This is a genomic window from Pseudomonas sp. GM_Psu_1, assembly GCF_026544185.1.
In the GTDB taxonomy this organism is placed as follows: domain Bacteria; phylum Pseudomonadota; class Gammaproteobacteria; order Pseudomonadales; family Pseudomonadaceae; genus Chryseomonas; species Chryseomonas oryzihabitans.
Window position 1 is genome coordinate 25,666 of the sequence record NZ_JALNUX010000019.1, and the last position, 14,660, is coordinate 40,325.

Annotated in this window: 13 protein-coding genes; 9 read left to right on the forward strand and 4 right to left on the reverse strand. The window is 66.3% G+C overall.

All coding sequences use genetic code 11. The features are described from left to right. The first annotated feature begins 102 nt into the window (after positions 1-102). A complete protein-coding gene (gene rpiA, locus OXS31_RS21950; RefSeq protein ID WP_027598763.1) occupies positions 103-777 on the forward strand; it encodes a ribose-5-phosphate isomerase RpiA in 675 nt (224 codons plus the stop codon). 250 nt (positions 778-1,027) lie between these two features. Here rpiA and serA read toward each other — a convergent pair whose 3' ends face one another. Continuing rightward, on the reverse strand, positions 1,028-2,257 hold the full coding sequence (serA, locus tag OXS31_RS21955; protein ID WP_027598764.1) for a phosphoglycerate dehydrogenase: 1,230 nt from the start codon (positions 2,255-2,257) through the stop codon (positions 1,028-1,030). A 224-nt stretch (positions 2,258-2,481) separates the two neighbouring features. Between serA and OXS31_RS21960 the strand changes: the two genes are divergently transcribed. The 3 genes from OXS31_RS21960 to OXS31_RS21970 all read left to right on the forward strand — a co-directional run bounded on the left by OXS31_RS21960 (position 2,482) and on the right by OXS31_RS21970 (position 5,135). Continuing rightward, the gene (locus OXS31_RS21960; RefSeq protein WP_027598765.1) at positions 2,482-3,147 is read left to right on the forward strand and encodes a fumarylacetoacetate hydrolase family protein; all 666 of its coding nucleotides are present in this window, start codon (positions 2,482-2,484) and stop codon (positions 3,145-3,147) included. An 88-nt stretch (positions 3,148-3,235) separates the two neighbouring features. After that, positions 3,236-4,141, forward strand: a complete 906-nt coding sequence (locus tag OXS31_RS21965; protein WP_267402035.1) for an SdiA-regulated domain-containing protein — start codon at positions 3,236-3,238, stop codon at positions 4,139-4,141. A 70-nt stretch (positions 4,142-4,211) separates the two neighbouring features. After that, positions 4,212-5,135 (forward strand): SdiA-regulated domain-containing protein, encoded by a 924-nt coding sequence (locus OXS31_RS21970; protein ID WP_077171445.1) that lies wholly within the window; start codon positions 4,212-4,214, stop codon positions 5,133-5,135. A gap of 763 nt (positions 5,136-5,898) precedes the next feature. Here OXS31_RS21970 and OXS31_RS21975 read toward each other — a convergent pair. Then, the gene (locus OXS31_RS21975) at positions 5,899-6,423 is read right to left on the reverse strand and encodes a gamma carbonic anhydrase family protein (protein ID WP_027598768.1); all 525 of its coding nucleotides are present in this window, start codon (positions 6,421-6,423) and stop codon (positions 5,899-5,901) included. A gap of 301 nt (positions 6,424-6,724) precedes the next feature. Between OXS31_RS21975 and OXS31_RS21980 the strand changes: the two genes are divergently transcribed. From OXS31_RS21980 to OXS31_RS22000, 5 genes are all read left to right on the forward strand, one after another. Further along, a complete protein-coding gene (locus tag OXS31_RS21980; RefSeq protein WP_145250525.1) occupies positions 6,725-8,176 on the forward strand; it encodes an anion permease in 1,452 nt (483 codons plus the stop codon). Positions 8,177-9,229: 1,053 nt separating this feature from the next. Beyond that, positions 9,230-10,765 (forward strand): acetyl-CoA hydrolase/transferase family protein, encoded by a 1,536-nt coding sequence (locus tag OXS31_RS21985; protein ID WP_267402041.1) that lies wholly within the window; start codon positions 9,230-9,232, stop codon positions 10,763-10,765. A gap of 248 nt (positions 10,766-11,013) precedes the next feature. Further along, positions 11,014-11,919, forward strand: coding sequence for a D-alanyl-D-alanine endopeptidase (gene pbpG, locus OXS31_RS21990; RefSeq protein WP_027598771.1), 906 nt, complete (start codon positions 11,014-11,016; stop codon positions 11,917-11,919). Between the two features lie 176 nt (positions 11,920-12,095). Beyond that, entirely contained in the window at positions 12,096-12,812 is a 717-nt protein-coding gene (locus tag OXS31_RS21995; protein WP_027598772.1) for a carbonic anhydrase, read from the forward strand. 59 nt (positions 12,813-12,871) lie between these two features. Then, a complete protein-coding gene (locus OXS31_RS22000) occupies positions 12,872-13,114 on the forward strand; it encodes a hypothetical protein (protein WP_027598773.1) in 243 nt (80 codons plus the stop codon). 12 nt (positions 13,115-13,126) lie between these two features. Here the strand turns inward: OXS31_RS22000 and OXS31_RS22005 are convergent, their stop codons facing one another. Both OXS31_RS22005 and OXS31_RS22010 read right to left on the reverse strand, forming a co-directional pair. Beyond that, positions 13,127-13,561 carry an NUDIX hydrolase gene (locus tag OXS31_RS22005; protein ID WP_267402046.1) on the reverse strand — a complete coding sequence of 145 codons (435 nt, stop codon included), beginning with the start codon at positions 13,559-13,561 and terminating at the stop codon, positions 13,127-13,129. Beyond that, positions 13,561-14,571, reverse strand: a complete 1,011-nt coding sequence (locus tag OXS31_RS22010; protein WP_007161081.1) for an AI-2E family transporter — start codon at positions 14,569-14,571, stop codon at positions 13,561-13,563. Before OXS31_RS22010 ends, OXS31_RS22005 begins: the two co-directional genes overlap by 1 nt. Positions 14,572-14,660 lie beyond the last annotated feature (89 nt).

Consider the following 14,660-nt stretch of genomic DNA (forward strand, 5'->3'; position numbering starts at 1 on the left):
GGCGGGGGCGAAAAGTCTACTACGGGCACCTCCGGGTGGGTTAGCCAGGCCGTCCGAGCGGCTATAATCGGCGACCCTCCACCCGTTTTCGCGGATACCCCCATGAATCAGGACCAGCTCAAGCAGGCCGTCGCCCAGGCCGCGGTCGACCTCATCCTCCCCCAGCTCTCCCGCGACAGCGTGGTCGGCGTGGGCACCGGCTCGACCGCCAACTTCTTCATCGACCTGCTGGCCAAGCACAAGCTGGAGTTCGATGGCGCCGTGGCCAGTTCCCAGGCCACCGCCGACCGGTTGAAAAGCCATGGCATCACCGTCTATGACCTCAACGGTGTCAGCGACCTGGAATTCTATGTGGACGGCGCCGACGAAGCCGACGGCCACCTCAATCTGATCAAGGGCGGCGGCGCGGCCCTGACCCGCGAGAAGATCGTCGCCGCCGTAGCACGCAAGTTCATCTGCATCGCCGACGCCAGCAAGCGCGTCGACGTCCTCGGCGAATTCCCGCTGCCGGTGGAAGTCATCCCCATGGCCCGCAGCCACGTGGCCCGCGAGCTGGTGAAACTGGGCGGCGACCCCGAGTACCGCGACGGCGTGGTGACCGACAACGGCAACGTCATCCTCGATGTGCACAACATGCACATCGTCGATCCGGTGGGCCTGGAAGCCAGGATCAACAACATCGTCGGCGTGGTCGCCAACGGCCTCTTCGCCGCCCGCCCGGCGGACGTGCTGCTCTTGGGCACCGCCCAGGGCGTGGAGCGGCTGGAGCGCAGCTGAGCCACCCGTAGCGTGGAAAACCGCGCCAGCGTTTTCCACAGGTGAGCTCATGCACGGCCAGTGGATAAGGCTGCGCCGTTATCCACGCTACGGCGTTTATCGCGGCCATGGCGGTCCGCCGATGCGGCCGCTCCTACAGGGGGCGATATTTTTGTAGGAGCGGCCCATGGCCGCGATTAAAAGCACCACCTCACAAAAAAAGCCCCGGTCAGGCGAACCCGACCGGGGCTTTTTCATGCCACCTGGCAGCTTAGAACAGCACGCGGCAGCGGATGGTGCCCTTGACGTTCTGCAGCTTTTCCTGGGCCAGGTCGGAATACTCGGCGTCGACGTCGATCACCACGTAGCCGACCTTCTCGTCGGTCTGCAGGTACTGACCGGAGATGTTGATGCCGCTCTCGGAGAAGACGCGGTTGATCTCCGACAGCACGCCCGGCACGTTCTGGTGGATGTGCAGCAGGCGGTGCTTGCCCGGGTGCGACGGCAGGGCCACTTCGGGGAAGTTGACCGAGGACACCGAGGTACCGTTGTCGCTGTACTTGACCAGCTTCTCGGCCACTTCCAGGCCGATGTTGGCCTGGGCCTCGGCGGTGGAGCCACCGATGTGCGGGGTCAGGATGACATTGTCCAGGCCACGCAGCGGCGAGACGAATTCGTCGTTGTTGGAGCGCGGCTCCACCGGGAAGACGTCGATGGCGGCGCCGATCAGGTGCTCGTCCTTGATGGCGGCGGCCAGGGCGTCGAGGTCGACCACGGTGCCGCGGGCGGCGTTGATCAGAATGCCGCCCTTCTTGATCGCGCGGATCTCGCGCTCGCCGATCATCAGCTGGGTGGCGGGGGTTTCCGGTACGTGCAGGGTGACGATGTCGCTCATGCCGAGCAGTTCGGTCAGGGAGCCGACCTGCTGGGCGTTGCCCAGGGGCAGTTTGGTGATGACGTCATAGAAGAACACCTGCATGCCCAGGCCCTCGGCCAGGACCGACAGCTGGGTGCCGATGGACCCGTAGCCGATGATGCCCAGCTTCTTGCCGCGGATCTCGAAGGAGTTGGCCGCGCTCTTGATCCAGCCGCCGCGGTGGCAGGAGGCGTTCTTGGCCGGGATGCCGCGCAGCAGCAGGATGGCCTCGGCCAGCACCAGCTCGGCCACCGAACGGGTGTTGGAATAGGGGGCGTTGAACACGGCGATGCCGCGCTCGCGGGCGGCCTGCAGGTCGACCTGGTTGGTGCCGATGCAGAAGCAGCCGACGGCGACCAGCTTCTTGGCGCAGTCGAACACCTCTTCGGTGAGCTGGGTGCGCGAGCGGATGCCGATGAAGTGGGCGTCGGCGATCTTTTCCTTGAGCTGGGCATCCGGCAGAGAGCTGGTGACGTACTCGATGTTGCTGTAACCCGCGGACTTGAGGATATCCACGGCGGACTGGTGGACGCCTTCCAGGAGAAGGAAGCGGATCTTGCTCTTGTCGAGGGAAGTCTTGCTCATCTGCGTTGAATCCAGAGTGTCCAGGGAGAAGGATGCCGGCGCGGCGCAGGCCAGGTCAGCCAGCGGCAAAGGGGTCGCTATCTTAGCATGAGCCACCGGATGCAGGTCCGGTTGCGACCTGAAGCTTTCTCAGGGCGACCATGAGCACCTTGCGACCAGGACCGCGCCGCGGCCTCCGCTTTTGGTTAAGATCGCCAGCAGACGCCACTCACCAGGAGCACAAGATGGCCTACCAGCACCAGTACCTCGATGGCACCAAGATCCACTTCCCCCTGGGCAAGGTCGTCTGCATCGGCCGCAACTACGCCGAGCACGCCAAGGAGCTGAACAACCCGGTTCCCACCGAGCCCCTGCTGTTCATCAAGCCGGCCAGCTGCGTGGTGCCGGTGGCCGAGGGTTTCGCCATCCCCACCGATCAGGGTTCGGTGCACTACGAGGCCGAGATCGCCGTGCTGATCGGCAAGCCGCTATCGAAGAAGCCGTCGGCCGAGGAAGTGCGCGACGCCATCTCCGGCTTCGCTCCCTCCCTGGACCTGACCCTCAGGGACGTGCAGAGCCGCCTCAAGGAAAAGGGCTATCCCTGGGAGATCGCCAAGAGCTTCGACGGCGCCTGCGTGCTCGCGCCCTTCGTGCCGGGCGATGCCTTCGAGGACCTGGCCGACATCCCGGTGCGCCTGACCATCAACGGCGAAGTGCGCCAGGACGGCAACAGTCGCGACATGCTCAACCCCATCCTGCCGCTGATCCAGACCATCGCCGGGCATTTCTCCCTGCAACCGGGCGACGTCATCCTCACCGGCACGCCGGTAGGTGTCGGACCTCTCAACGTGGGCGATGACCTGGTGCTGGAGCTGCCGGACGTTAGCCGCTTCGAAACGCGCGTGCTATAACCCCGCCACCCACCGTCGCCTGGCCGGTGCCTGGCGACGGTGTGTCGGCACGGCCGCGACGCTCTAACAAGAAGCCGTCCGAGCCCGCATGTCCAGACTCCCCCGCCTCATCCTGTCGCGCCTCCTCCCCGCCTTCGTTTTGCTGGTGCTGATCGTCCTCACCTTCGTCTGGCACTGGAACGACCGGGCGCTGCTCTGGTGGCAGGAATACCGCACGCCGCCTGAAGTGCGCGCCCAGGCGGTCTGGCTGCCGGACTACCAGGCAGTGATCCAGGGCAAGCCACTGCCGGGCCTGGCCGAGGCCGAGACCTCCGACCTCACCTACGATCCCCGTACCCGCACCCTCCTCGCCGTCACCGGCAGCACCCCCTATCTGGTGCAACTGAGCCTGACCGGCGACATCCTCAGACGCATCCCGATCCGCAACGTCTCCAACCTCGAAGGGGTGACCGCTCTGGAAGACGGGCGCCTGGCCATCGTCGACGAGCGCCAGCGGCGGCTATCGCTGTTCCAGCTGGCCGACGACGCCCGCGAACTGGACGCCAACACCTTCGAACACCACGACCTGGGCTTTCCCGACGCCGGCAACAAGGGCTTCGAAGGCATCGCCTGGGATCCGCGGCACCAGCGGCTGATCCTCAGCAAGGAACGCGATCCGGCCGCCCTCTTCACCCTGGCCAGCGACGGCCGCGGCGTCTCCGGCAACCTGCAGCCCTTTGCGCTCAAGCAGCTGGTAATCGACTATTCCGCGGTGGCGGTCGATCCGCGCACCGGTCACCTGCTGGCACTGTCCGACCAGTCCCACACCCTGGTGGAGCTGACCGCGGACGGCCAGCCGGTCAGCTTCATCAGCCTCAGAAGCGGCCTGCACGGTCTCAAGGCGACCATGGAGCAACCGGAAGGCGTGGCCCTCGACGAAGCCGGCAATCTCTACATGATTGGTGAACCCAATCTCTTCCACGTGTTTCACAAGGTGTCCGCCGCGGCGCAGTGAGCGCCTATTCAGCTTGAATTCAGGGTCGCGCCCTTAGGCTGCGCGGCATTACCGCCTCAGGACCCTGTCGATGTTCCCGCTGTTTTCCCCTCGCACCCTGGGCGCCCTGCTGGGCGGGGCCCTGCTGCTGGCCCTGACCCTGGTGGCCCAGCAGCACCGACTGTTCGAGCGGCTCTGGTTCAACGTCCAGAGCCAGCTCCAGGCCGAAAGCCGCCAGGCCCGCTCGCTGTGGCTGCCGGGCTACCGGGTCACCGTCGAGGCCAGGCCCATCGGCGACGGCATCACCGACGTCTCGGCGCTGAGCTTCGACCCCGACCGCCGCACCCTGGTCAGCGTCACCAACAAGCCGGCGCGCTTTCTCGAACTGGACCTGGACGGCCGCCTGCTGCGCCAGGTGGAGCTCAAGGGCTTCAGCGATCCGGAGGCCATCGAGTACATCGCCCCCGGCGTCTACATGATCAGCGAAGAGCGCCGTCAGCGACTGGTGCGGGTACGGATCGGTGCCGACACCCGGGTGGTGGACATCGACGACCGCCAGGTCAGTCACCCCTTCAGCCTCAGCGACGTGCAAAGCGACAACCGCGGCAACGAAGGCCTGGCCTACGACGCGGCGCGCGAGCGCTTCTTCGTCGCCAAGGAAAGCGATCCGGTGCGCATCTACGAGATCGAAGGTCTCGGCAGCGAAGCCTTCGAAGGCCTGCAGGCGCTGTCGCTGCGCACGGATCCGCAACGCGATCGCCGCCTGTTCGTGCGCGATCTTTCCAGCCTGCAATTCGACCCCGGCACCGGCCACCTGCTGGCGCTCTCGGATCAGTCGCGGCTGGTGCTGGAACTGGACGACGACGGCAAGCCGATCAGCTCGCTGTCACTGCTGCGCGGCCAGCACGGCCTCAGCCGCAGCGTGCCCCAGGCCGAAGGCGTGGCCATGGACGACCAGGGCCGGCTGTATGTGGTCAGCGAGCCGAATCTGTTCTATCGGTTCGAGAAGCCGTGAGGTAGAGGCTCATCGCGGCCATGCCGGTGCGCCGTAGCGACCGCTCCTACAGGTGTTTCCTGATCTGTAGGAGCGGCCCATGGCCGCGATCAGTTCCTGGCCTTCCCTCACCCGGAGAGGGGTGGTTCCGCGCTAGCGGATGGCCTGGCGACAATGGAGCGAATCCGCCTTTGGCGCTAAAAACGAACGCCTGCTCCAACAACCCCCTCTCCCCTCGGGAAAGGGGCGGGGTGAGGGCGCGCCTGGCACCTGATCTCCATGTGGAAAAGGCTGCGCCGTTTTCCACGCTACGCAGCCGGTGTTGAGCGCAGCGAAGCCCAACGGGCTGGAGTGGTTTCACCCTCACCCCAGCCCTCTCCCTGAGGGAGAGGGGGTGGTTCCGCGCTAGCGGATGGCCTGGCGACAATGGAGAGAATCTGCCTTTGGCGCTGGCAACGAACGCCTGCTCGAACAGCCCCCTCTCCCCTTGGGAGAGGGGGTGGTTCCGCGCTAGTGGATGGCGTGACGACAATGGAGCGAATCTGCCTTTGACGCTGGCAACGAACGCCTGCTCGAACAACCCCCTCTCCCACTGGGAGAGGGTTGGGGTGAGGGCGCGCTTGGCACCTGATCTCCATGTGGAAAAGGCTGCGCCGTTTTCCACGCTACGCAGCCGGTGTTGAGCGCAGCGAAGCCCAACAGGCGGGAGCGGCTCGACCCTCACCCCAGCCCTCTCCCCTTAGAGAGAGGGTCATCCAGCGCAGAGTGCGGCTCCCGAGCTCTTCTACTCCCCCTGCTCGAACAACTCTTCCAGATAGCGCCGCGCATTGGCCACATAGACCTGGGCATTGGCTGCCAGCTGCGCCTGCTGGGCTTCGCTGAGGGCGCGGACCACCTTGGCCGGCGAGCCGAGCACCAGGGAGCCGTCGGGGATCACCGCGTTCTCGGTAACCAGGGCATTGGCGCCCACCAGGCAGTTGCGCCCGATGCGCGCGCCGTTGAGCACCACGGCGTGGATGCCGATCAGGCTGCCGTCGCCGATCTCGCAGCCATGCAGCATGGCCTGGTGGCCAACGGTGACGCCGCGCCCCAGGGTCAGCGGCGAGCCGGGATCGGTGTGCAGCACGGCGCCGTCCTGGACATTGCTGTCCGGGCCGATATGGATCAGCTCGTTGTCGCCACGCAGCACCGCGCCGAACCAGACGCTGGCACCCTCGTCCAGGCGTACCTTGCCGATCACCGCGGCGGTGGGCGCGACCCAGCTCTGTGGATGGGCCTCGACCCGCTGTTCTCCCAGGCGGTATTTCATGGTGTCGCTCCTCGTATTGTTGTCGTTGGCGGAACGCCCGATTGTTCGCCAGCGCGGGGCCTGGGCGCAATCGACGCCGACAGGAGCCCCAGCGTTGTTGCAAGTCATTCTCGATAGCGAAAGAATGCCAGGGGAACCTAAGCCCGCCCGACTGCGACGAATGACCACGGCCAGAACGCTGGGAAAGGCCCTCGGCCTTTGCAAAGCTGACGGCCGCTGACCGCACCGTCCTTGTAACCGCAGCGTCAGCCGTCCCGGCCCAGGCCGGTTTCCCGAGACCACCGGAATCTGCGAGCGCCCGATGCGTACCACCTGGAAATTCCTGCTGCCCCTCGCCGTCACCGGACTGCTGGCGCTGCTGCCGGCTCCCGACGGCCTGCCCGTTCATGCCTGGCTGTACTTCGCCCTGTTCGCCGGCGTGGTGGTGGGGCTGATCCTCGAGCCCCTGCCCGGCGCGGTGATCGGCCTGATCGGCGTGGCCCTGGCGGCCCTGCTGGCGCCCTGGGTGCTGTTCAGTCCGGCGCAACTGGCCACCCCCGGCTTCCGGGCGCCCCAGGAGGCGCTGAAATGGGGCCTGGCGGGCTTTTCCAACAACACCGTCTGGCTGATCTTCAGTGCCTTCATGTTCGCCCTGGGCTACGAGAGGACCGGACTCGGGCGGCGCATCGCGCTGCTGCTGGTCAAGGCCATGGGTCGGCGGACCCTGACCCTGGGCTATGCGGTGATGCTGGCGGACCTGGCACTGGCGCCCTTCACCCCGTCCAACACGGCGCGCAGCGGCGGCACCGTCTACCCGGTGATCCGCAATCTGCCGTTGCTCTACGATTCCAAGCCCAACGACCCCAGCGCGCGGCGCATCGGCTCCTACCTGATGTGGGTGGCGATCTCCTCCACCTGCGTCACCAGCACCCTCTTCCTCACCGCCCTGGCGCCCAACCTGCTGGCCGCCGCCCTGATCGAGAAGACCGCCCAGGTGCACATCAGCTGGGGCCAGTGGTTCATCGCCGCCGCGCCCATGGGCATCCTCCTGCTGGCCCTACTGCCGCTGCTGGCCTACTGGCTGTATCCGCCGGAGATCAAGCGCAACGACCAGGTGCCGCTGTGGGCGGCCAAGGAACTGGCCGCACTCGGCCCGCTGACGCGCGACGAAAAGCTGCTGCTGGCCCTGGTGATCGGTGCCCTGGCGCTGTGGATCTTCGGTGCCGCTTGGGCCGATCCGGCGCTGGTGGGCATCCTGGTGATCGTGCTGATGTTGTTGCTCAAGGTCATCACCTGGAACGACGCCCTGGGCAACAAGGCCGCCTGGAACACCTTCGCCTGGTTCGCCACCCTGGTGGCCCTGGCCGATGGCCTGACCCGGGTCGGCTTCGTCGCCTGGTTCGGCCAGTGGGTCGCCGGCCATCTGGGCGGCTTCCATGCCGGCACCGCCATGGTGGTGCTGGTGGTGGTCTTCTTCCTCGCCCACTACCTCTTCGCCAGCTCCACCGCCCATACCACCGCGCTGCTGCCGGTGATGCTGGCCGCCGGCATGGGCATCCCCGGCATCGACCTGCCGGTGTTCGCCCTGCTGCTGGGTACCTCCCTGGGGCTGATGGGCATCATCACCCCCTACGGCACCGGACCGAGCCCGGTGTACTACGGCAGCGGCTACCTGCCCAGCGCCGACTACTGGCGGCTGGGGACGATCTTCGGGGCGCTGTTCCTGCTGGTGCTGCTGGGGATCGGGGTGCCGTGGATCATGATGGTGGCGTGAGGGGTAGCTGGGCGTTCGGTGCCCAACGCCTGGGTCGTGGTGATCCGGGCGGATCGGCGTAGGTTGGGTTGAGCGATAGCGAAGCCCAACTAAGCGGAGCCAGTACCAAGACTCATTGGTGCCCTGGCTGTTTACCGAGTTTTGCTGGCACTTCTTGTTTCGCTCTCCCGAGCGAGTCACTTTTGTCAGTCGCGACAAAAGTAACCAAAATCGCTTGCCCCGACCATCCGGCCCTACGCTTCGCTCCGGGTCCGCTCACACCAGCGCCGTTCCGGGGTCGTTCCAGATGGGCCGTCCTTGGCCCACTGGACCTCTCGCCGCATCCATGCGGCTCGACCCACTCCACGACACTGGCGTTCGCCCTTCTGAACGGGGCGGTTTCACGCGCCTGAAAGTTTTAGTTGAAGAGCCATAACCGTCCGTAGCGTGGACAACGGCGAAGCCTTATCCACTGGTCCCGACTAAGCTCACTTGTAGAAAACGCCGTTACGACCTGACACCGGAAATCGCGGCCATGGGCCGCTCCTACGGGATATCCGACTTCTGTAGGAGCGGCCCATGGCCGCGATAAAGACGTGGTTTTCACGCTACAGATCTTGTGAACACTGGAGTCCTAGGCTGGCGCACCCGTCCCCGTCAGTGAGGCCGAGTGTAGGTGTCGCGGGGGGTTGCGAGGCAGGACGCCGAGCAAGGCGCGAGGGGCAGGAGGCCCCTTCGTGCCGCGCCCCCGGAGCGGCACCGAAGCGAGGGGACCCGGAGCGCAGCGTAGGGCCGAAACGTGGGGACAGCGTTTTTGGTTACTTTTGTCCGGGGCGCGCAGCCGCGACTGGCAAAAGTAACTCGCCCGTGGGGGCGAAACAAAAACCATCAAAGTACTCGGTAATCCGCCTGAGGATTGATCAAAGCTCAAAGCGTTGGGCTTCGCTATCGCCCAACCCACCCCACTTTCCAAAATTCCCCTCCCACCCGACCTTTTGCTTAGGGACCTAAGCATCCCTTCGGCGTAGAATCCACATTCTTAGTGTGCTTTCGATAACACCCGCAGAGGTCGTCATGTCCCACCGTATTCGCCACCCCGGTTTCGCCGCCAAGCGCCAGAGCGCCGAGCAGGCCTCGCAGTTCATTCGTCACGGCATGACCGTGGGCATGAGCGGCTTCACCGGGGCCGGTTATCCCAAGGCCGTGCCCGGTGCCCTGGCCCAGCGCATCACCGCCAGTCACGGCGCCGGCGAGCCCTTTCGCATCAAGGTGCTGACCGGCGCGTCCACCGCACCGGAGCTGGACGGCGCCCTGGCGCGGGTCGATGGCATCGAGTTGCGGGTGCCCTTCCAGTCCGATCCGGAGCTCCGCAGCCGCATCAACGCCGGTGGCCTGGACTACATGGACATCCACCTCGGCCAGCTGGCGGAAAAGGTCCGCTATGGCTTCTTCGGCAAGATCGACGTGGCCGTGGTGGAGATCGCCGCCATTCGCGAAGACGGGCTGCTGGTGCCCTCCTCCTCGGTGGGCAACAACAAGACTTGGCTGGACATGGCCGATGCGGTGATCCTCGAGGTCAATCGCTGGCAGCCCGACGCCCTGGACGGCATGCACGACATCTACACCGACGGTGCCCTGCCGCCCCACCGCACGCCGATTCCACTGGCGCACCCCGGCGACCGCATCGGCTCGCCCTATCTCGAGGTGCCGCTGGACAAGGTGGTGGCCGTGGTGGAGACCGACGCCCCCGACCGCAACAGTCCGTTCAAGGCGCCGGACGCCGCCTCCCAGGCCATCGCCACGCACCTGCTGGATTTCCTCCGCTTCGAAGTCCGCCAGGGGCGCATCCCGGCCAATCTGCTGCCCATCCAGTCGGGGGTCGGCAACATCGCCAACGCCTTCATGCAGGGCCTGGCCGAGAGCGAGTTCGAGGGGCTGACCGCCTTCACCGAGGTGATTCAGGACGGCATGCTGGAACTGCTCATCAGCGGCAAGATGGAGCTGGCCTCGGCCACCTCCTTCTCCCTGAGCCCGGCGGGCATCGAACGCTTCGTCGAGCACGCCGAGTCGCTGCGCAAGCGCATCATCCTGCGCCAGCAGGGGGTCAGCAATCACCCGGAACTGGTGCGGCGGCTGGGTTGCATCGCCCTCAACGGCATGCTCGAAGCCGACCTCTATGGCAACGTCAACTCCACTCACCAGATGGGCACAGGGATGATGAACGGCATCGGCGGCTCCGGCGACTTCGCCCGCAACGCCTATCTGTCGGTGTTCATGGCGCCGAGCACCGCCAAGAACGGGCTGATCTCGACCCTGGTGCCCATGGTCAGCCACGTCGACCACACCGAGCACGATGTCTCGGTGATCGTCACCGACCAGGGCCTGGCCGACCTGCGCATGCTCAGTCCCAAGCAGCGCGCCCGGGCCATCCTCGAGCACTGCGTGCACCCGAATTTCCGTCCGGCGCTGGCGGACTACTTCGAGCGCGCCCTGGCCGGCAGCCACGGCAAGCACACCCCGCACCTGCTGCCCGAGGCGCTGGCCTGGCACGAGCGCTACCTGGTCACCGGCAGCATGCTCGGCCCCGCCGCCCAGGAAGCCCACGACTGAAAGGCAAGGCGCCCGAGGTCTCTCGGGCGCCCTTTCGCTCCGCCATCCCTGCCGTCCGTCGCCCATCTGCAACTAATTGTGACTTTTTGCCAGCGCGCTGTGTAAAAAGCTGCCTTGTCGGATTCCCAGCCGACATTCCGGGTGATAAAAGACGTGAAATCTCTGAGCAATGTCCTTGATCTGCAAGGGGCATTGCCGTTCGCGGTTGTTCTAACCCCGCCCCCTTTTCGAGAGCTGCCACCGTGAAGATCTGTCATCAACTTGCCGGCCTGTTGCTGGCTGGCTTGGTCGGGCTGAGTCCGGCCGTCCTGGCCCAGACCCCACCAAAGGTCAAGGCCGCGGCCGCCGCCACCGCCCAGCGCCTGGCCTCGAACCACGCCCTGGTCGTCGACCTCAAGACCAACCAGGTGCTGTTTTCCCAGAATCCCGACCAGGTCGCCCCCATCGCTTCGGTGACCAAGCTGATGACCGCCATGGTGGTGCTCGATGCCCGGCTGCCGCTGGAGCAGACCATCGACATCGACATCAGCGAGAATCCGGCCATGCGCGGCATCTTCTCGCGGGTGCGCCTGGGCAGCCAGCTGACCCGTCGCGACATGCTGCAACTGGCGCTGATGTCCTCGGAAAACCGCGCCGCCACCAGCCTTGCCCACCACTATCCGGGTGGCCAGCGGGCCTTCGTCGCCGCCATGAATGCCAAGGCCCGTGCCCTGGGCATGAGAAACACCCGCTACGCCGAGCCCACCGGCCTGTCGCCGCTGAACGTCTCCACCGCGCGTGACCTGGTCACCCTGCTCAAGGCCACCGAGCACTATCCGCTGCTCGGCCAGCTCAGCACCACCCCGGAAAAGACCCAGGCCTTCCACAATCCCAACTATGTGCTGGGCTTTCGCAACACCAACCACCTGGTCTACAACGCCGACTGGAGCGTGCAGCTGACCAAGACCGGCTACACCGACAAGGCCGGTCACTGCCTGGTGATGCGCACCGTGATGGCCGGTCGTCCGGTGGCCTTCGTGGTGATGGACGCCTTTGGCAAGTTCACCCACATGGCCGACGCCACCCGCGTCCGCCGCTGGCTGGAAACCGGCGCGCTGAGCCCTCTGCCGGGCGCGCCCAAGGCCGGTCGCAGCACGGTGCTGGCCCGCCAGTAAGCCCTGCCTGAGCCCACCCCGAAGCCGCGTCTCGACGCGGCTTTTTCTTGCCCGGCGCCTTTCCGCGGGTCGGATACCGGGCGCCGCGCCTGGCGGGATCGGCGGCGGGCGACAATAGTTGTCTCAAGCGCTGGAGACCGCAGTACCGGCACGCCCCCACGCCAAGAGGTGTCCCGATGAAGCCCACCCTGTCGCGTCGCCAAGTCCTCCAGTGCGCCTGCTGCCTGCCGCTGGCCGCCGCCCTGGCACCCCTGGCCCTGCCCGCCCTGGCGGCCCCGACCAAGGCCCACACCACCCTCACCGCCGAGCAGGCCCTGCAACGGCTGATCGACGGCAACCAGGGCTTCATGGACGACCAGCCGCTGCACGGGGAAACCAATCGCGACCGGCGCCTGGCGATCGCCAAGGGCCAGACCCCCTTCTGCGTGCTGGTGTCCTGCTCGGATTCGCGGGTCTCGCCGGAACTGCTGTTCGGGCGCGGCCTGGGCGAGCTGTTTATCGTGCGCAACGCCGGCAATACCCTGGACACCACCGCCCTGGGCTCGGTGGAGTACGCCATCAGCCAGCTGGGGGTGCCGCTGATCGTGGTGATGGGCCACGAGAAGTGCGGCGCGGTGGAGGCCGCGGTGGCGGTGGTGGAGCAGAACGCCCTCTATCCCGGTGCCATCGGCGCCATGATCGAACCCATCCTGCCGGCAGTGCTCAGCGCCCGGGTCGGCAACCCGCCGGATCTGCTGGAAGCGGCGGTGCGCAGCAACGTGCAACGCACGGTCAGGCGGCTGCGCGCAGCCTCCGAACCGACCCTGCTCGCGCCGCAACAGAAGGGCCAGGTCAAGGTGGTGGGCGCCTACTACACCCTGGAAAACGGCCACGTGGATTTCTTCGACGTCTGAGGCGGGCACCCCCGGCGTCAGCCGCGGTCTAGGGCTGTATCCCCTGCCTGGAACGCCCCATGAGCAAAGACGCAATCGCCCACGAGTACTACGAGACCGTCACCGGCCGCTGCTGGCTGGATGACGTGCGCGAATGGCGCCGCCTGCAGGCCGAGGCCCAGGCCGCCGCGGATCGCTACCTGGCCTGCCCGGAGGATCTCGAGGCACCCGAACGCCTGCGCCTGGAACAGACCTGGCGCGCCAGCAACGAAGAGGCCGGCGCCTTCTGGCAGCGCATGTGGTCGAATCTGGATCGTCAGTGAGGGCTAGAGGCCTCAGCCAGCGCTGGCGAGCAGCGCCAGCAGGCCTTCGGGTACCAGCCGACAGCTGTCGTCGAAGGAATCGAGTGAGCGCCAGGTAGCCATGAAGGCTTCACCATCGCTCTCCTGACCGGGCAGCTCCGCCTGCGCATAATGCTGCCGATCGGCAAAATCGGCGGCGTAGACCAGCACCACCTCGTGGCCCGGCCGTCCCGCGTAGCTGAACAGCGACTCCAGAGTGCCCAGCAGCCTGACCTCGGTCAGCTCGGCGCCCAGCTCTTCGTGGATCTCGCGGCGCACCGCCGCCTGGCTGGTTTCGCCGAACTCCACGCCACCGCCCAGGGGCCGACAGAAGCGTTGGCCATCATGCGGATCCTGCGTCTCACGCACCAGGATGCGGTCGTCCTGACGCAGGATGCAGAGCGCCAGGACGCGGATCTGACCGCCCATTACACCAGCCCTTCCGCCTTCAACTCACTCTTGAGATAGGCGTAGTACACCGGTGCCGCCACCAGCCCGGGCAGGCCGAAGGCCGCCTCGAACACCAGCATGGCCACCAGCAATTCCCAGGAGCGGGCGCTGATCTGGCCGCCGACGATGCGGGCGTTGAGGAAGTATTCCAGCTTGTGGATGGCAATCAGGTAGCCCAGCGCCGCCACCGCGACCCAGATCGACAGCGACAGGCCGGCGATGAAGATCAGGGTGTTGGACATCAGGTTGCCGATCACCGGCAGCAGGCCGAGGATGAAGGTGAGGATCACCAGGGTCTTGGCCAGCGGCAGGTGGACGTCGAACAGCGGCAGCACGCCGAGCAGGAAGATGCCGGTCAGGGTGGTGTTGAGCAGCGAGATCTTGATCTGGGCGAAGACGATGTTGCGAAAGGCCTGGGCCACCAGGCCGAGGCGCACCAGCAGCGCGCCGGACAGCGGCCGCAGGCGCTCGGGATCGGGGGTGGGCTGCAGGGCGACGATGGCGCCGAGGATCATGCCGATCAGCACGATGACAAAGGTCCGCGCCGCATCGCGACCGAACAGCTGCAGTTGCGCCACATGGGCGCGCACCCATTCCACCAGCTCCTGCTTCATGCTGTCGGCGTTGGCCGGCAGATAGGCGTCCAGCGAGGGCGGCAACTGGGCGCGGGCGCGCTCGGTGAGCACCATGAACTTGTCCAGCAGCCGTCCGGGGTTCTGCACCTCCTGGATGATGAAGCTGGTGAACCAGACGAAGAACAGCGTCAGCAGGCTCACTACCAGGGTGCCGAGCAGGGCCACCGCGAGCCAGCGCGCGCCGCCGCCGGGCAGATGACGCTGCAGGCGCCCGGCCAGGGTGTTGACCAGTTCGTACACCAGCAGGCCGGCCAGCAGGCTGGGCAGGAGCTTGAGCGGGAGAACCAGATAGAGCGCGGTGAAGACGATGATCCAGCTGGCCAAGATGGCCTGGCGTTGCGTGAAGGCGTACATAGATTACCGGCGGCAGAATCCCTGCCCGCAGTCTGACAGTCTGCCGCCTCGCCGCCCAGCCTAGTGTGGTGTTTCAAAAGTTATCTACG

Coding starts and splice junctions, on each gene's coding strand:
- OXS31_RS21975 (WP_027598768.1), bottom strand. CDS start 6,423: ATGAAATACCGCCTGGGAGAACAGCGGGTCGAGGCCCATCCACAGAGC.
- OXS31_RS22005 (WP_267402046.1), bottom strand. CDS start 13,561: ATGGGCGGTCAGATCCGCGTCCTGGCGCTCTGCATCCTGCGTCAGGAC.
- OXS31_RS21980 (WP_145250525.1), top strand. CDS start 6,725: ATGCGTACCACCTGGAAATTCCTGCTGCCCCTCGCCGTCACCGGACTG.
- serA (WP_027598764.1), bottom strand. CDS start 2,257: ATGAGCAAGACTTCCCTCGACAAGAGCAAGATCCGCTTCCTTCTCCTG.
- OXS31_RS21960 (WP_027598765.1), top strand. CDS start 2,482: ATGGCCTACCAGCACCAGTACCTCGATGGCACCAAGATCCACTTCCCC.
- OXS31_RS22000 (WP_027598773.1), top strand. CDS start 12,872: ATGAGCAAAGACGCAATCGCCCACGAGTACTACGAGACCGTCACCGGC.
- OXS31_RS21985 (WP_267402041.1), top strand. CDS start 9,230: ATGTCCCACCGTATTCGCCACCCCGGTTTCGCCGCCAAGCGCCAGAGC.
- OXS31_RS21970 (WP_077171445.1), top strand. CDS start 4,212: ATGTTCCCGCTGTTTTCCCCTCGCACCCTGGGCGCCCTGCTGGGCGGG.
- rpiA (WP_027598763.1), top strand. CDS start 103: ATGAATCAGGACCAGCTCAAGCAGGCCGTCGCCCAGGCCGCGGTCGAC.
- OXS31_RS21995 (WP_027598772.1), top strand. CDS start 12,096: ATGAAGCCCACCCTGTCGCGTCGCCAAGTCCTCCAGTGCGCCTGCTGC.
- OXS31_RS21965 (WP_267402035.1), top strand. CDS start 3,236: ATGTCCAGACTCCCCCGCCTCATCCTGTCGCGCCTCCTCCCCGCCTTC.
- OXS31_RS22010 (WP_007161081.1), bottom strand. CDS start 14,571: ATGTACGCCTTCACGCAACGCCAGGCCATCTTGGCCAGCTGGATCATC.